Annotated in this window: 10 protein-coding genes; 5 read left to right on the top strand and 5 right to left on the bottom strand. The window is 55.3% G+C overall.

Going from position 1 to position 15,095, the window contains the following annotated elements:
- Positions 1-702: 702 nt before the first annotated feature.
- Together EC836_RS19135 and EC836_RS19130 are read left to right on the top strand one after the other, a co-directional pair.
- Complete coding sequence (locus EC836_RS19135) at positions 703-6,228, top strand: glutamate synthase-related protein (protein ID WP_123336070.1); 5,526 nt, start codon at positions 703-705, stop codon at positions 6,226-6,228.
- Between the two features lie 106 nt (positions 6,229-6,334).
- Positions 6,335-8,092, top strand: a complete 1,758-nt coding sequence (locus EC836_RS19130) for a sulfite reductase subunit alpha (RefSeq protein ID WP_123336068.1) — start codon at positions 6,335-6,337, stop codon at positions 8,090-8,092.
- Between the two features lie 96 nt (positions 8,093-8,188).
- Here EC836_RS19130 and sspB read toward each other — a convergent pair whose 3' ends face one another.
- From sspB to zapE, 5 genes are all read right to left on the bottom strand, one after another.
- Positions 8,189-8,683 (bottom strand): ClpXP protease specificity-enhancing factor, encoded by a 495-nt coding sequence (gene sspB, locus EC836_RS19125; RefSeq protein WP_123336066.1) that lies wholly within the window; start codon positions 8,681-8,683, stop codon positions 8,189-8,191.
- Positions 8,684-8,688: 5 nt separating this feature from the next.
- Positions 8,689-9,330, bottom strand: a complete 642-nt coding sequence (gene sspA / locus EC836_RS19120) for a stringent starvation protein SspA (RefSeq protein WP_123336064.1) — start codon at positions 9,328-9,330, stop codon at positions 8,689-8,691.
- Between the two features lie 312 nt (positions 9,331-9,642).
- Positions 9,643-10,035 carry a 30S ribosomal protein S9 gene (gene rpsI, locus EC836_RS19115; RefSeq protein WP_056231096.1) on the bottom strand — a complete coding sequence of 131 codons (393 nt, stop codon included), beginning with the start codon at positions 10,033-10,035 and terminating at the stop codon, positions 9,643-9,645.
- 15 nt (positions 10,036-10,050) lie between these two features.
- Positions 10,051-10,479: a 50S ribosomal protein L13 gene (gene rplM, locus EC836_RS19110; RefSeq protein ID WP_123336062.1), complete on the bottom strand. Its 429-nt coding sequence runs from the start codon at positions 10,477-10,479 to the stop codon at positions 10,051-10,053.
- A 243-nt stretch (positions 10,480-10,722) separates the two neighbouring features.
- Entirely contained in the window at positions 10,723-11,850 is a 1,128-nt protein-coding gene (gene zapE, locus EC836_RS19105; RefSeq protein ID WP_123336060.1) for a cell division protein ZapE, read from the bottom strand.
- Positions 11,851-12,027: 177 nt separating this feature from the next.
- On the opposite strand from zapE, the gene zapG reads away from it, so the two are divergent.
- From zapG to degS, 3 genes are all read left to right on the top strand, one after another.
- On the top strand, positions 12,028-12,429 hold the full coding sequence (gene zapG, locus EC836_RS19100; RefSeq protein ID WP_105592906.1) for a Z-ring associated protein ZapG: 402 nt from the start codon (positions 12,028-12,030) through the stop codon (positions 12,427-12,429).
- Between the two features lie 120 nt (positions 12,430-12,549).
- The gene (gene degQ / locus EC836_RS19095) at positions 12,550-13,923 is read left to right on the top strand and encodes a serine endoprotease DegQ (RefSeq protein WP_123336058.1); all 1,374 of its coding nucleotides are present in this window, start codon (positions 12,550-12,552) and stop codon (positions 13,921-13,923) included.
- 81 nt (positions 13,924-14,004) lie between these two features.
- Positions 14,005-15,060 (top strand): outer membrane-stress sensor serine endopeptidase DegS, encoded by a 1,056-nt coding sequence (gene degS, locus EC836_RS19090; RefSeq protein WP_123336056.1) that lies wholly within the window; start codon positions 14,005-14,007, stop codon positions 15,058-15,060.
- Positions 15,061-15,095 lie beyond the last annotated feature (35 nt).

Here is a 15,095-nt window from a genome sequence, read left to right as displayed (position 1 = left end):
AGAGCTTCAATATTACTTTTCATAGCGATGATGCAGATCACTCGCCTTTCCTTTGCTACATCCAAACGAATAATCATTCATAAATTACGAAGAATTACTCACTCCTGACGTGATTAATTTTACTAATAACCCCCCCCGTTTAATTCAAATATCCCCACTGATTAAAAACAGTGTGTTGATGTGGGTATTACCCTCCAATCAGCACATTATGCTGCGACGAGGCGCAATGCCAGCATGGTGCAGCAATTTGCTCGCTGCACTATAGTGAGACAGCTCACACTTCTTTACATGCCACCTTACCTCCAACAGAGGTGAAATCAGGTTATATCTTCATATTTATCATGAAGTTAAACAACAAAACTCATTAAAAGGCATAAGAAAGATCGGTATTTGACCTCTGTACGCTTTCCCGATAAGTTGGGAATCCGCTGGAAGCTTTGCTTACGGGCCAGTGTCTCGGCATACATATGCAGTTAGACGACTCCCTCGTGATACCGGATATCTCCATTTAATGAGACCAGGAATCTAGAGAGTTTTTCATTCACGGACGATGTGCTTATGTCTCAGGATGGAATGCTCGGAGTCATGGTGTCCGCATTTTAGCGGCAAAGAAAAATGATACAGACCCTGAGGTGACCGCTCAGCTGCGTTCTGTGCCTGAACAATATAGGTAATGTACAAAAGAAGTTAAGGAGGCCCTCGATGTCTGACTCAAAACCGTATCCCTATGGCTTGTATGATCCAACAAAAGAGAGTGATAGCTGTGGCGTGGGTTTCATTACACGTAAGGACGGCGAGCAAACTCATGAGGTCCTCCAGATGGCACACAGTGCCCTGTGTACCGTTCCTCATCGCGGCGGCATGTCTGCTGAAGGCGTGGGCGATGGCGCGGGCGTCAACGTGGATATCTCACTGCATTTTTTCCGCAAAATTACCGGCCAGCAGCTTGAGCCGGGCCGTTTTGGCGTAGGCAATTTCTTTGTGCCGAAGGACAGCGCGCTGCGTGCCAATGCCGAGCGGCTGGTAGAAGAAACCCTCGCGGCCTACGGCCTGTCGGTGATTTTAAAACGCGATATGCCGCTGGACACCGACGTACTGCGCCCGGCTGCCATTGTGTCGCAGCTGCCTATCGCACAGTGGATCTTCGCAGTTCCCCAGGACATTGATAATCAAAACGATTTCGAAAAACGCATCTATCGTGCCCTGCTGGATATCGAAGCCCGTGCCTTTACCGAAAGTGAATTTGGCGGCCTCTACCCGCTGTCGCTCTCCTCGCGCACCCAGGTGTTTAAGGCACGCCTGAACTCCAATGAAGTGATCCCTTACTTCAAAGATCTGACCGATCCCGATCATCGCGTTCGCGGTCTGTTCTTCCATACCCGTTTTTCAACCAACACCGATCCGCACACCACGATGGCACAGCCGTTCCGTCTGATGGCGCACAACGGTGAGCTGAATACCGACCGTAAAAACCGCATCGCGGAATCCGCGCTTGCTTCGGCTCGCGGCAAGAAAATCGTTCGTCCAAAAGGTCAGTCTGACAGTTCGCGTCTGGACCAGAGCATCCACAGCCGCCTGATGGAAGATAATCTCGACCTGATTAACGCCGTAGTTTCCATGATGCCACCGGCCTGGGAAAACGATGACTCTCTTTCCGAGAACGTTCGCGCCATGCTCGAATACTTCTCTCTTTATGAAGAGAAGAACGACGGCCCGGCAGCGCTGATCTTTGGTAACGGTGAAATCATCGGTGCCCGCCTTGACCGCCTGGGCCTGCGTCCGCTGCGTTCGGTGGAAACTGCCGAATACATCGGCGCCATGTCCGAAGCCGGCCAGATCGCCTTCCCACCGGAAAGCGTGCTGCGCCGCGGCCGTATCGAAGCGGGCGGGATGCTGTACTACGATCACAGCGAAAAACGCAGCTACACCACCGTAGAAGCGCTGGAAAAGCTGGCTGCGGAGAAAGACTACCCGGCGCTGGTTGCTGAGGCACGTATCACGCTGCAAGAGCTGCCGGTGATCCCGGCGGAAAAACAGGGCTCACCGCTGCGCTATAGCGGCGATCTGAAAACCTATCAGCGCTTTGTGGCTTACTATTATAACCAGGAAAGCTTCAAATTCATGATGGATCCGATGCTGAACACCGGCGCTGAAAAAATTTCAGCCATGGGTTACGGCAACGCGATCAACGCCTTATCCGATCATGAAGGCGGCATGGCGCACTACTTCTCCCAGCGCTTTGCGCAGGTGACGAACCCACCGTTAGACTCCATTCGTGAAGTTGACGGTATGACGCTGCGCGTGGCGCTGGGTGCCAAGCCGCATCTGGGCCGCAGTAAAGGCCGCCAGATCATCGTGCCGACACCGATCCTGACGCATCTGGATATGCTGCAGCTGCGCGAGCAGGATGTGGCACCGTACGCCCGTTTTGAAATGCTCTACGCGCCGGTGCTCGGCAGCGATGTAGCGAGCCGCCAAAAGAATGCCGATGCGCTGGAACAGGCGATTGACGACCTTGCTCAGCAGGTGGTTGATTTTGCCCGTGAACAGGGTGGCATCGCGGTACTGACCGACCGCCACATTTCCTCAACGCAGGCGGCGATGCCGATGCTGTTGGTGGTGTCCGCCATCAACCAGCGTCTGGTGCAGGAAGGTCTGCGTCTTGACGTTTCTTTGGTGGTTGAAAGCGGCCAGAGTATTTCTTCGCACCACATTGCCGCTGCGCTGGGCTTTGGTGCTTCAGCCATCTATCCGCTCGGCGTGCAGATGCGTGCCGAAGAGAAATATGGCGAAGGCGAAGAAGGTAATAAAGCCTTCAAACGCTATGCCAAGGCTGCAGAAAAAGCCTTGATGAAAACCATGGGTAAAGTGGGCCTGTGTACGGTTGAAAGCTACAGCTGCGGTGAATTCTTCGAGCCAAACTTCCTGGATACCGAAGATCGCGTGCTGAAGAAATACTTCCCGAACATTAAAACGCCGGTGGGCGGTGCGGGCTTTGCGTCTATCGCGCAGATGGCCGTGGACTGGCACCAGAGCGCCCTGAAAATTCAGGGCGAAGCGGAAGTTCCGCTGCTGGGCCTGTTTAAAGAACGTGCAGAAGGTGCCGGTCACTCTTACGGTACTATTGCCGTACGTACCTTTATCGACATGACCGAGCAGCCTATCCGCTTCTCGGACAAGCAGCATGACGAAGATCAGTTTATCCGCCTGCTGACGCTGGCCAAGCTGGATAATGCCTTCAATATCAAAGCGAAGTCCTTTGCTGACAGCAGCTTTGAGCGTATCCCTGATGAGGTGATTAACGCCTTTACCATTACGCCGGATTACCGTCAGTTCTCCAGCCTGATGCACGAAGAACGTAAACGCCGTCCGGCCGCGCTGCGCGATATCCTGGCCTTCCCGTGCGATCTGACCCACGTTGACAGCCTGGCTGAATTCAGCCGCAAGCTGGGCCGCTACTCGCTGGTGAACAACAGCTTCGCCGTACGCGGGCTGACCTGTGAAGCCGGAAGCGCTGGCCAGTTCACCCTGCGTCTGACCGATGCGATTGAAGGCCTGAAGCCGGAGCACGAACGTCTGCTGGTGCTGGCTACCGCGCTGAAAAACCGCTTCCAGGATGAAATTGAGCACAGTGAAATCACCGCTGACGGTCTGCAGATCACGGCACAGGGCAAAGCGGCTGACTATTTGTCACGCATCTTCGCTACTCAGCCTTCCCTGCCGCTGAGCGAAGTCCAGCCGGCCTGCGAGATCACCCGCACGTTCGCTTCCGGCGCGATGAGCCACGGTGCGCTGGTTGCTCCGGCTCACGAAGCGGTTGCCCACGGTACCAACATGGTTGGCGGCATGAGCAACTGCGGTGAAGGCGGCGAGCACTATTCTCGCCACGGCACCATCCGCGCATCACGAATCAAACAGCTGGCATCCGGTCGTTTTGGCGTCTGGGCGGCCTATCTGGCCGATCCGATGCTATCCGAGCTGGAAATCAAAATCGGTCAGGGTGCAAAACCGGGTGAAGGCGGTCAGCTGCCTGCGCCGAAAGTGACGGTTGAGATCGCCGCTGCCCGTGGCGGTACGCCGGGCGTGGAGCTGGTATCCCCTCCTCCGCACCACGATACCTACTCCATCGAGGATCTGGCACAGCTGATCCACGACTGTAAGGCGGCGCGCGTTCGCGTCATCGTTAAGCTGGTGTCTTCTGAAGGGATCGGCACAATCGCGGTCGGCGTGGCGAAAGCCGGTGCCGATGTGATCAACGTGGCGGGTAACACCGGCGGTACCGGTGCAGCATCGGTGACCAGTCTGAAATACACCGGTCGCGTTGCCGAAATCGGCATTGCTGAAGTGCATCAGGCGCTCTGCGCCAACGGCCTGCGCGAAAAAGTGCTGCTGCGCTGCTCCGGCGCCCAGCAGACCGGTAGCGACGTGGTGAAATCTGCCCTGCTTGGCGGCGACAGCTTCGAGTTCGGTACGACCGCGCTGATGATGCTGAAATGCGTAATGGCGAAAAACTGTAACGTGAAATGCCCGGCCGGTCTGACCACCAATGCCGAAGCCTTTGATGGCGATCCTCGCCAGCTGGCACAATATTTCATCAACGTTGCGCATGAAGTGCGTGAGATGCTGTCGCGCCTGGGATTACGCTCCCTGCGTGAAGCGCGCGGGCGTTCTGACCTGCTGCACCTGATGGATCACCCGCTGGAAGTCGGCAAACTCGATCTGCGTGCCATGCTGACCGTGGTACCGGAAGTGAAGATCGCCAAACCGGTCTATCTGGAAAAAGATTTCGCCCTTGATAACGACTGGGTGGAGCTGCTGAACGACTCGCTGGTTGTTCAGGGAAGCACCGATATCCGTCTGGGCAATGGCATTACGCTGAACAACCGTAACAAGAGCGTCGGTGGCCAGCTGGCTATTGATATCGAGCGTATGCTGAACCACACGCTGAACGCGGAACAGCTGGCAAATATTCCTGCCGCGCTGCTCGACGATCGCGGCCGCCGCTACCTGGCGCCGGGCACGGTGAACATCTTCACCTCCGGTTCTGCCGGTCAGTCTTATGGCGTGTTCTGTAACGACGGGATGCAGATGACGCATTCCGGTACCTGTAACGACGGCGTCGGTAAAGGCCAGTGTGGCGGCGAGCTGATCGTTGTTTCACCTGGCGGCGGCTCTGAAGATGCTGAAGGCAACGTGCTGATCGGTAACTTCGCGCTGTTCGGTGCTACCGGTGGACGTCTGTTCGTACAGGGCCAGGCCGGTGACCGCTTCGCGGTGCGTAACTCCGGTGCTACCGCTGTGGTGGAAGGCGTCGGCGATTTCTGCTGCGAATATATGACCAACGGCGCCGTTCTGAACCTCGGTACGTTTGGTAAAGGCTTCGGTAACGGCATGAGCGGCGGCTTCGCCTACCAGTACGACCCGTACGGATCGCTGGCCAGCCATGCAGCCGGTGATTCCGTGCTGTTCGGCTCCATCGCCGAAGACAATGAAATGGCCCGCGTGCACAAACAGGCGGTGTTCACCATGCTGACCTGGCATCTGGAGGCGACGAAATCACCTCGCGCCGCCTGGCTGCTGGATCACTGGGAAACCGAGTGCCAGAACTTTGTCTACGTCATGCCGCGCTCCCTGCTGCTGTATCAGGATAGCGCAGAGATCCTCAAGGCGAAGAGCCGCAAGGATCTGCTGGAGGAGCTGTCTACCGCTCTGGCCGGCCATCAGGTAGCGAAATTCAAGGCCGCCTGGCGTGAAGGCAAGCCGATCGCTAACGGCGCAGTACCGGCCTACGGTGCGACCGACACGCCAGAAATGCTGGTGCTGTTAAATAACTACACCGTGCTCAGCTCCGCTCAGCAGCTGGCCCTTTCCCGCCTGCCGAAAGGCACCGCGGTGGATGATGCCGCCGTTGAAAAAGCGGTACGTAACCTGCTGATGACGGAAGACTTTGCCCTGATCTCTAAGCTGCAGCGTCACGCTCGCGCAGCGATTGAGAATTATAACGACGAAGAGCTGTCCTGCCTGATTGCTGCCAAACGTATGGCAGACTATAAGGCGGCGCTGACTCAGCGTAACATCCGCTCAATGGATAGTCTGGCGACCTACGGCTGGATCATCTACCAGGATGCCAGCAACCGTCAGGTGCTGGGTGGATTGCCTGACTTTGAGGAACTGTTTGCACGCGCCGCGCTGCCGGAGTTAGCCGCTGCGGTAGGCAAACTGGCCTGATAACAGCCTGAATCAACCCGCGTGAACTGGCGCTGTATCCTGCGGGGTGCAGCGCCAGAATGCGGGTTACTGAACATGACGAAACGGGATTGAGTATAAATAACCCATGAAAATTCCTTATATTCCTGAAGATGCACCATTTAATGGTGAACAGAAATTCTGGCTGGCAGGCTTCCTCGCCGGGTTACATTCACGTCTGCTGGTGCTGGAAGACAAACCGCAGGCGGGAGCAAGCGCAGGCGCGGCAACCACAACCCAGCTGCATATCCTGTTCGGTTCGCAGACCGGTAACGCTGAAGCGTTAGCGCAGAGCGCCGCGAAAGCCGCACGTGCCAAAGGTCTGGTGCCGGTGGTTCAGGGTCTGGGTGAAGTCGATATCGACGTTTTCGCCACCATGCGTCACGTACTGATTATTACCTCCACCTACGGTGAAGGTGAGATGCCGGATAACGCCGAACTGTTCTGGCAGGCGCTTTCTGCCAGCACCGCACCGCGTATGGAACAGATGCACTTTGCTATTCTGGCCATCGGCGATACCGGCTATGACGGTTTCTGCCAGGCCGGCAAATTCTTCGATATGCGTCTTGAACAGCTGGGCGCGAAGCGCGTATTCGATCGCATCGACTGCGATATCGACTACGAAGATCCCGCCGGTGAGTGGATCGCTAACTCCATGCCGCAGTTCGCCGCCAGTGCAGGCAGCACCGGCGCAGCGCTGGAGAACCTGCCGGAAGCACCGGTGATCCCGGGCAGCAACAAAAACAACCCGTATGCCGCCGCCCTGGTCACCAATAAGCGCCTGTCCGGCGAGGCGTCCGGTAAAGACATTCGCCACTTTGAATTCGATCTGACCGACAGCGGCCTGAAGTATGAAGCCGGTGATGCGCTCGGGGTGATCCCGGTCAACGATCCGGTACTGGTCGATCTGCTGCTGACGCAGCTCAAGTCCGATTATCAGAGCCCGGTTCCTGGCTTTGACCGCAGCCTGGGCGACCTGCTGACCTATCAGTTCGAAATCTCCGAGCCTTCGCGCAAGCTGATCGAATGGGTTGGCCAGAACACCACGAATCAGGAGCTGCGCCACGTTCTGCAGCACGATGATAAAGATGCGTTGGGCGTATGGCTCTGGGGTAAAGATACCCTGGATCTGCTGCAGCTGGATCTGACCCGCACGCTGACGACCGCTGAGTTTGTCACGCTGCTGCGCCCGCTTCAGCACCGCGCCTACTCAATTTCGTCCAGCTCGAAGGCGCACCCTAATCAGGTACACCTGACCATCGCTTCCGTGCGCTATCACAGCGCGGGACGTGCGCGTAACGGCGTGTGCTCAACCTATCTGGCAGAGCGCGTTGGCCGCGGCGGCAAGCCGGCGATCTTTATTTCGCCCAACAAAGCCTTCCGCGTACCGTCAAACGGCAACGCGCCGCTGATCATGATCGGCCCGGGTACCGGTATTGCGCCATTCCGCGCCTTCCTGCAGGAACGCCAGGCAACCGGCGCCAGCGGTAAAAACTGGCTGTTCTTCGGCGATCAGCATCAGGAGCACGACTACATCTATCAGGATGAGCTGAATGGCTGGCAGGAAAGCGGTCTGTTGACGCGTCTGGATCTGGCCTTCTCACGCGATCAGTCGAAAAAGATTTACGTGCAGAGCAGGATGCTGGAACAGGGCGCTGAACTGTTTGCGTGGCTGCAGGAAGGGGCTTACTTCTACGTGTGCGGCGATGCATCACGCATGGCGAAAGACGTTGATAAAGCGCTGTATGAAATCGTTGCTCAGTTTGGCGGTATGTCTGCCGAGCGCGCGGCTGACTACATCGATCAGCTGAAGAAAGAGAAGCGTTACCTGCGCGACGTGTATTAATCCTCTGGGATGCGGGCCAGCCCGCATCCACGATGGAGATTCAGTCAAAAAAAAACGGGCCAACTGGCCCGTTTTTCTATGCTGCTTTTCTGTGACTTACTTCACGACGCGTAGCGCCGGACGGCCACCGCGCGGAGGCGGTTCGTCATCAGGCGTATGATCGTCGCTCTCGTCATCAGGACGATCGCCATCGATCACCGACATCAGGGTTTCCGGCGCTTCATCCTGTCCAGCGGAAGCATCAAATTCCCCGGCACCTTCGTAGGCAGGTTCCGGTTCGAACATCGTTCCGGCCCCATTCTCACGGGCATAGATCGCCAGTACCGCTGCCAGCGGCACATTGACCTGCCGCGGTACGCCACCAAAGCGAGCGTTAAAACTCACTTCATCGTTACCCAGTTCCAGGTTCCCTACGGCGCGCGGCGCGATATTCAGCACAATCTGGCCATCACGCGCATATTCCAGAGGAACCATCACTCCCGGCAAATTAATGTCGACCACAAGGTGCGGGGTGAGCTGGTTCTCAAGCAACCACTCATAGAAAGCGCGCAACAGATAAGGGCGACGTGCGGTAAGTTGCGACATTTCCATTGTAATCAGCCCCGCGTTTGCAGGCGCATTTCACGCTCGGCTTCGGTCAGGGAAGCGAGGAACGAATCACGCTCAAAGACGCGAGTCATATAGCCCTTCAGCTCTTTCGAACCGGCACCGTTAAGCTCAATACCCATCTGCGGCAAACGCCACAGCAGCGGAGCCAGATAACAGTCCACCAGGCTGAACTCTTCGCTCATAAAGAACGGCGTGCGGGAGAACAGTGGCGCAATAGCCAGCAGCTCTTCACGCAGCTGCTTACGCGCCGCGTCGGCTTCCTGCGCCGTACCGTTCTCAACTTTACGCATCAGGCTGTACCAGTCCTGCTCAACGCGATGCATCATCAGACGGCTTTCACCACGTGCGACCGGGTATACCGGCATCAGTGGAGGATGCGGGAAACGCTCATCCAGATACTCCATGATGATACGAGATTCATACAGCGTCAGCTCACGATCAACGAGTGTTGGCACGGTACGGTACGGGTTGAGGTCGATCAAATCCTGGGGCAGATTATCCGTTTCAACCTGCTCGATCTCGACGCTAACACCTTTCTCAGCCAGTACGATACGAACCTGATGGCTAAAAATGTCAGTCGGACCAGAAAACAGCGTCATTACCGAACGTTTGTTGGCAGCGACAGCCATGTAAACCTCCAAGTTTATCCAGAAAATTACTGCGAATAGCCATCCACGCGGCGACTCGTTATTGCCATTAGCCCGATGATTGACCGCTCCAGCCACAGGCGAGAGCTGCACGTCATTGTTGCATGGCCAATGGGCACAAAGTGACACACAGTTTACCAGATTTTAGCCAGCTTGTGCGGGGACGAATACCGATTTACGAGGGAAAAGTGATAAAGCAAGATTGCTTTCGCGCTTTTTGCACCAGTAGAAAATAAAAAACCCGGCGCCAGGCACCGGGTTTTTCGATAATTGACTCTGCCGAAGCAGAATAAATTAACGTTTGGAGAACTGTGGACGACGACGTGCTTTACGCAGACCGACTTTCTTACGTTCAACCTGACGAGCATCACGAGTAACGAAGCCTGCTTTACGCAGTTCGCCACGCAGAGACTCATCGAACTCCATCAGAGCGCGGGTGATACCGTGACGGATCGCACCAGCCTGACCAGAGATACCACCACCTTTAACGGTGATGTACAGATCGAATTTACCAACCATGTCCAGCAGTTCCAGCGGCTGACGAACTACCATGCGGGCAGTTTCACGACCGAAGTACTGTTCCAGAGAACGCTGGTTGATTACGATGTTACCACTGCCCGGCTTAATAAATACGCGAGCGGTAGAGCTTTTGCGGCGACCAGTGCCGTAGTTTTGATTCTCAGCCATTGCCTGTAATCCCGATTAAATGTCAAGAACTTGCGGTTGCTGTGCCGCATGGTTGTGCTCGTTGCCCGCGTAAACTTTCAGTTTACGGTACATAGCACGGCCCAGCGGACCCTTTGGCAGCATGCCTTTAACCGCGATTTCAATCACGCGTTCAGGACGGCGAGCAATCATCTCTTCGAAGGTCGCTTGCTTGATACCACCGATGTGACCGGTGTGATGGTAATACACTTTATCGGTACGCTTGTTACCGGTTACGGCAACTTTTTCTGCGTTCAGAACGATAATGTAATCACCAGTATCAACGTGCGGAGTGTATTCCGCTTTGTGCTTACCGCGCAGGCGACGAGCCAATTCAGTCGCTAAACGACCTAATGTTTTGCCTGTTGCGTCAACAACATACCAGTCACGTTGGACCGATTCTGGCTTAGCTGTAAAAGTTTTCATCTAAAAGCTTACCCAAATTAAGTTACACGTTGGTGAAATCCCAAACGCTTGAATAAACGGTTGGAGCTCACACGACCATCTTGACCAGTAAGCCCACCCCTTCGGATAGAGTTACTGGAACACAAAGAGTTTTGGGAAAAAAACCTTTGTTGTAACGTGGGGTCGCAAGATTATAGAGAAGTCGTCCATAAAAATCGAACACTTTCTACGATAAAATTGCCGTTCCGCCAGGTCCTTTTTTAATCAGGGCAGATGTGGCAGCCGCAGGTATTCTTCACTCTGCATTTCCTGCAGGCGGGAAACGCAGCGCTGATACTCAAACTTCAGCCGCGTGCCCTGATAAATTTCATAAAGTGATGTTTCCGCTGAAACCACGAGCTTCACGTGACGCTCGTAAAACTCATCCACCAGCGCCAGAAAACGCCGGGCCTGATCTTCGGTTTTGTAAATCATCACCGGCACATCATACAGCAATACGCTGTGAAAACGGCGTGATAGCTCAATATAGTCGTGCTGGCTTCGCCCTTCTCCACACAGGGTGAGGAAACTCATCGCCAGCACGCCCTCCGCCATGCCGAGAGTCGGCAGCTGGCGATGGTTAATTTCCAGCGGTGCATGCGCTTCCCGCGCCTTACCGGCCAGCGCAACAAACATCCGCTCCATCTCCTTTGAGGTGGAGTCATCCAGCGGCGTCATCCACAGATGAGCAGAAGTCAGCGTGCGCAGGCGGTAATCAATGCCGGCATCGACGTTCATAATATCGCAGTGCTGCTTGATCATTTCGATGGCCGGAAGAAAACGCGCACGTTGCAAGCCGTTACGATAGAGATCGTCCGGCGGAATGTTTGAGGTCGCCACCAGAGTGATGCCGCGGCTGAACAACGCTTCCATCAGCGTGCCCAGTAGCATCGCATCCGTAATATCGGAGACAAAAAATTCATCGAAGCACAGCAAATCCGTTTCTGCCTTGAAGCGGTCGGCGACGGTTTGCAGCGGATCGCTTTTCCCCTGCAGTTCTGTCAGCTCTTCATGCACGCGCAGCATAAAGCGGTGAAAATGCAGACGCTGCTTGCGTTCTCCAGGAATTGCCTGAAAAAACATGTCCATCAGCCAGGTCTTTCCGCGCCCAACGCCACCCCACATATACAGGCCGCGCGCCGGAGGCTGGGAGTCAGTTTTCCCTTTGCCCAACAGCTTATTTAATTTGCCAAACAGCCCACCGCTGCTCTGAACCGGAGCGGCACGGGAACCGCTAAGCGCCTGCCATATGCCGTCAAGCTGGGTGATTGCTGCGTGCTGTACTGCATCAGGCTGATACTCGCCGTTTTCCAGCGCCTGCTCATAGAGCGCCAGAGGGGACATCTTTTGCATAATTTAGTCACATTCCCTGAAAAAATGGCCGTGCCGGAGGGTTGATCGTCGAAAAAAAAGTCGTTCTACACTAAGCGAAGCGGCCACAGGATTCCACTTCCATAACATTAGCGGTTATAGTGGCTAATAGTGAATGGAAAGACCCTACGGAACAACGAAGACAAAACGGGAGTTATTATGACCTGGGAATACGCGCTTATTGGGTTAGTTGTTGGGATTATTATCGGCGCGGTTGCAATGCGTTTTGGTAACAAGAAACTGCGTGAGCAGCGCTCGCTGCAGTATGAACTGGAAAAAAGCAAAGCAGAGCTGGCGGAATACCGCGAAGAGTTGACCAACCATTTTGCCCACAGCGCCGAGCTGCTGGACAATATGGCCCGCGATTATCGCCAGCTGTACCAACATATGGCAAAAGGGTCTAACGACCTGTTACCGAACCTGCCGGGAGAGAAAAATCCCTTTGCTTATCAGCTGACTGAGTCAGAAGCTGATAACGATCAGGCACCGGTTCAGATGCCACGTGACTACCCGGACAGCGCTTCCGGCCTGCTGCGCGGTGAACGCCCGGCAGGAAAGTAAGCCATTCTTATGGGGTGCCTGGCACCCCATTTCGTTGCAAATATCGCTGTCAGTCACACCTCAGAGCCTGCATGTGCAGGATTTTCAAATCACTTCTCCGGTAGCGAGAGCGTCGTAGCGATGAAAAAAAAATCATTTCTGTTAAGCGCATTAGCATTAAGTCTCGGCCTTAATCTGGCTCTGGTTGCCCCTTCCGCCCAGGCATCACTGCCTGCGCAAGTTGAAGGACAACCGCTACCCAGCCTGGCCCCTATGCTGGAAAAAGTGCTACCTGCCGTGGTCAGCGTCTACGTTGAAGGAACGCAGAAGCAGGACCAGCAGATCCCTGAGCAGTTGAAACGCTTTCTGGGTCAGGACGGTGAGCAGGATGACGGTCCAAAGCAGCCTTTTGAAGGTCTGGCGTCCGGTGTCATTATTGATGCGGCGAAGGGCTATGTCCTGACCAATAACCATGTAGTGAACGGCGCAGACAAGATTAAAGTACAGCTCAGCGACGGCCGTGAATTTGACGCCAAGCTGATTGGTGACGATGAACAAACCGACGTGGCGCTTATCCAGCTGAATGGAGCCACGAAGCTGACTCAGGTCACTATCGCTGACTCGGACCAGCTGAAAGTCGGCGATTTTACCGTCGCCATCGGTAATCCGTTTGGCTTAGGCCAGACGGCAACCTCCGGCATTGTCTCAGCGCTGGGGCGCAGCGGCCTGAATCTGGAAGGGCTGGAGAACTTCATCCAGACCGATGCCGCCATTAACCGCGGTAACTCCGGTGGTGCGCTGGTGAACCTGAACGGTGAGCTGATCGGCCTGAATACGGCCATTCTCTCCTCAGCGGGCGGCAATATCGGTATCGGCTTCGCGATCCCAAGCAACATGGCGATGGATCTGGCTCAGCAAATTATTAAGTTTGGTGAAGTCAAACGCGGTCAGCTCGGTATTAAAGGCACAGAAATGACCGCCGATATGGCCAAAGCCTTCAACGTTGACGTGCAGCGTGGAGCCTTCGTTAACGAAGTGCTGGCCGGTTCGGCAGCGGCGAAGGCGGGTATCAAAGCCGGTGACATTATCATCAGCGTGGACGGCAAGCCGATTAATAACTTTGCCGAACTGCGGGTGAAAATTGGCACCACCGCACCAGGGCAGGAAGTGAAGGTTGGCCTGCTGCATGAAGGTAAACCGGCTACCGTCAGCGTTAAGCTGGATAACAGTAGCCAGGCTACCGTCAGTGCAGAACAGCTGGCCCCGGCTCTTCAGGGCTCAACGCTCAGCGACGGAGCGGCAGCGGATGGCACTAAAGGTGTCAAGGTGGACAACGTTGAGAAAGGCACCCCTGCGGCCATCGCTGGCCTGCAGAAGGATGATGTGATTGTCGGCCTGAACCGCAACCCGGTTCAGAATCTGGCAGAGCTACGCAAGCAGTTGGAAGGCAAGCCCCCGCTGCTGGCGCTGAATATCATTCGCGGCAGCGACAGTATCTATTTACTGCTTCAGTAGTCCACCGCGCGGGCACAGGCTACTGTGCCCGCGCAACTCATGTTATCCTGCCAGTAGTTCATTCATTCACCGCTTAAAACCATGTTTCCTAAACTTTTACGTTCCGTGATATTCGGCCTGATCATAGCGGGTATTCTTCTGGTAGCCGTACCGGACCTTAAGTTCGGTGGCGATCTGCTGTCCCAGCCAGGCGACAGCGCCGACCAGGAACCGGTCAGCTACAATGATGCCGTGCGGCGCGCCGCACCAGCGGTGGTTTACGTTTATAACCGCAGCGCCAGCAACACCTCTGATGTCCTGGGTTCCGGAGTCATCATGGATCCCCGCGGCTATATTCTGACCAACAAACACGTGATCAACGATGCTAATCAGATCATCGTTCGTCTGCAGGACGGCCGTTATTTTGAGGCGATGCTGGTAGGTTCAGACTCGCTGACCGATCTCGCCGTACTGAAAATCACCGCCTCTAATCTGCCGGTTATCCCCATCAATCCGAAACGCGTCGCGCATATCGGCGATCTGGTGATGGCGATTGGCAACCCGTACAACATCGGTCAAACAGTCACTCAGGGAATTATTGGCGCGACCGGCCGCGTGGGGTTAAGTCCATCACGCCATCAGGACTTCCTGCAAACGGATGCATCGATTAACCGAGGTAACTCCGGCGGCGCCCTGATTAACTCGCTGGGTGAACTGATGGGGATCAACACGCTTTCATTCGATAAGAGCAGCGATGGCGAGACGCCGGAAGGGCTCGGCTTTGCCATTCCGACACGGCTGGCGACAAAGATCATGGATAAGCTGATCCGCGACGGACGAGTGATCCGCGGCTATATCGGTATTACCGGTGAGGAGATCCCACGCTTTACCGGCCAGAACACGACGCTGGAGCATCCGCAGGGTATTGTAATAACCGGCATGAATCCAACCGGCCCGGCGCAGACGGCCGGTTTACAAATCCACGATGTGATTACGCGGGTGAATAATGCCCCTGCCGTTTCAGCGATGGAAACCATGGATCAGGTTGCAGAGATCCGCCCCGGAACGGTGATCGAAGTGGAAATCCTGCGCAACGATAAGAAGATGACACTGCCGGTCACGGTGCTGGAATACCCGGAAGAGAATAAGAGCCAGTAGCGGGGAACGCTTCGGCTGTATCGCCCCGTCAGTCG

Source organism: Erwinia sp. JUb26, assembly GCF_003751505.1.
GTDB lineage: Bacteria > Pseudomonadota > Gammaproteobacteria > Enterobacterales > Enterobacteriaceae > Erwinia.
The sequence above is the reverse complement of the archived record's forward strand: the minus strand, read 5'-3'. Positions and strand labels throughout refer to the sequence as shown.

Excerpts from the sequence above, each read along its gene's own strand:
- EC836_RS19135 (WP_123336070.1), top strand. The coding sequence starts at position 703 with ATGTCTGACTCAAAACCGTATCCCTATGGCTTGTATGATCCAACAAAA.
- EC836_RS19130 (WP_123336068.1), top strand. The coding sequence starts at position 6,335 with ATGAAAATTCCTTATATTCCTGAAGATGCACCATTTAATGGTGAACAG.
- sspB (WP_123336066.1), bottom strand. The coding sequence starts at position 8,683 with ATGGAAATGTCGCAACTTACCGCACGTCGCCCTTATCTGTTGCGCGCT.
- sspA (WP_123336064.1), bottom strand. The coding sequence starts at position 9,330 with ATGGCTGTCGCTGCCAACAAACGTTCGGTAATGACGCTGTTTTCTGGT.
- rpsI (WP_056231096.1), bottom strand. The coding sequence starts at position 10,035 with ATGGCTGAGAATCAAAACTACGGCACTGGTCGCCGCAAAAGCTCTACC.
- rplM (WP_123336062.1), bottom strand. The coding sequence starts at position 10,479 with ATGAAAACTTTTACAGCTAAGCCAGAATCGGTCCAACGTGACTGGTAT.
- zapE (WP_123336060.1), bottom strand. The coding sequence starts at position 11,850 with ATGCAAAAGATGTCCCCTCTGGCGCTCTATGAGCAGGCGCTGGAAAAC.
- zapG (WP_105592906.1), top strand. The coding sequence starts at position 12,028 with ATGACCTGGGAATACGCGCTTATTGGGTTAGTTGTTGGGATTATTATC.
- degQ (WP_123336058.1), top strand. The coding sequence starts at position 12,550 with ATGAAAAAAAAATCATTTCTGTTAAGCGCATTAGCATTAAGTCTCGGC.
- degS (WP_123336056.1), top strand. The coding sequence starts at position 14,005 with ATGTTTCCTAAACTTTTACGTTCCGTGATATTCGGCCTGATCATAGCG.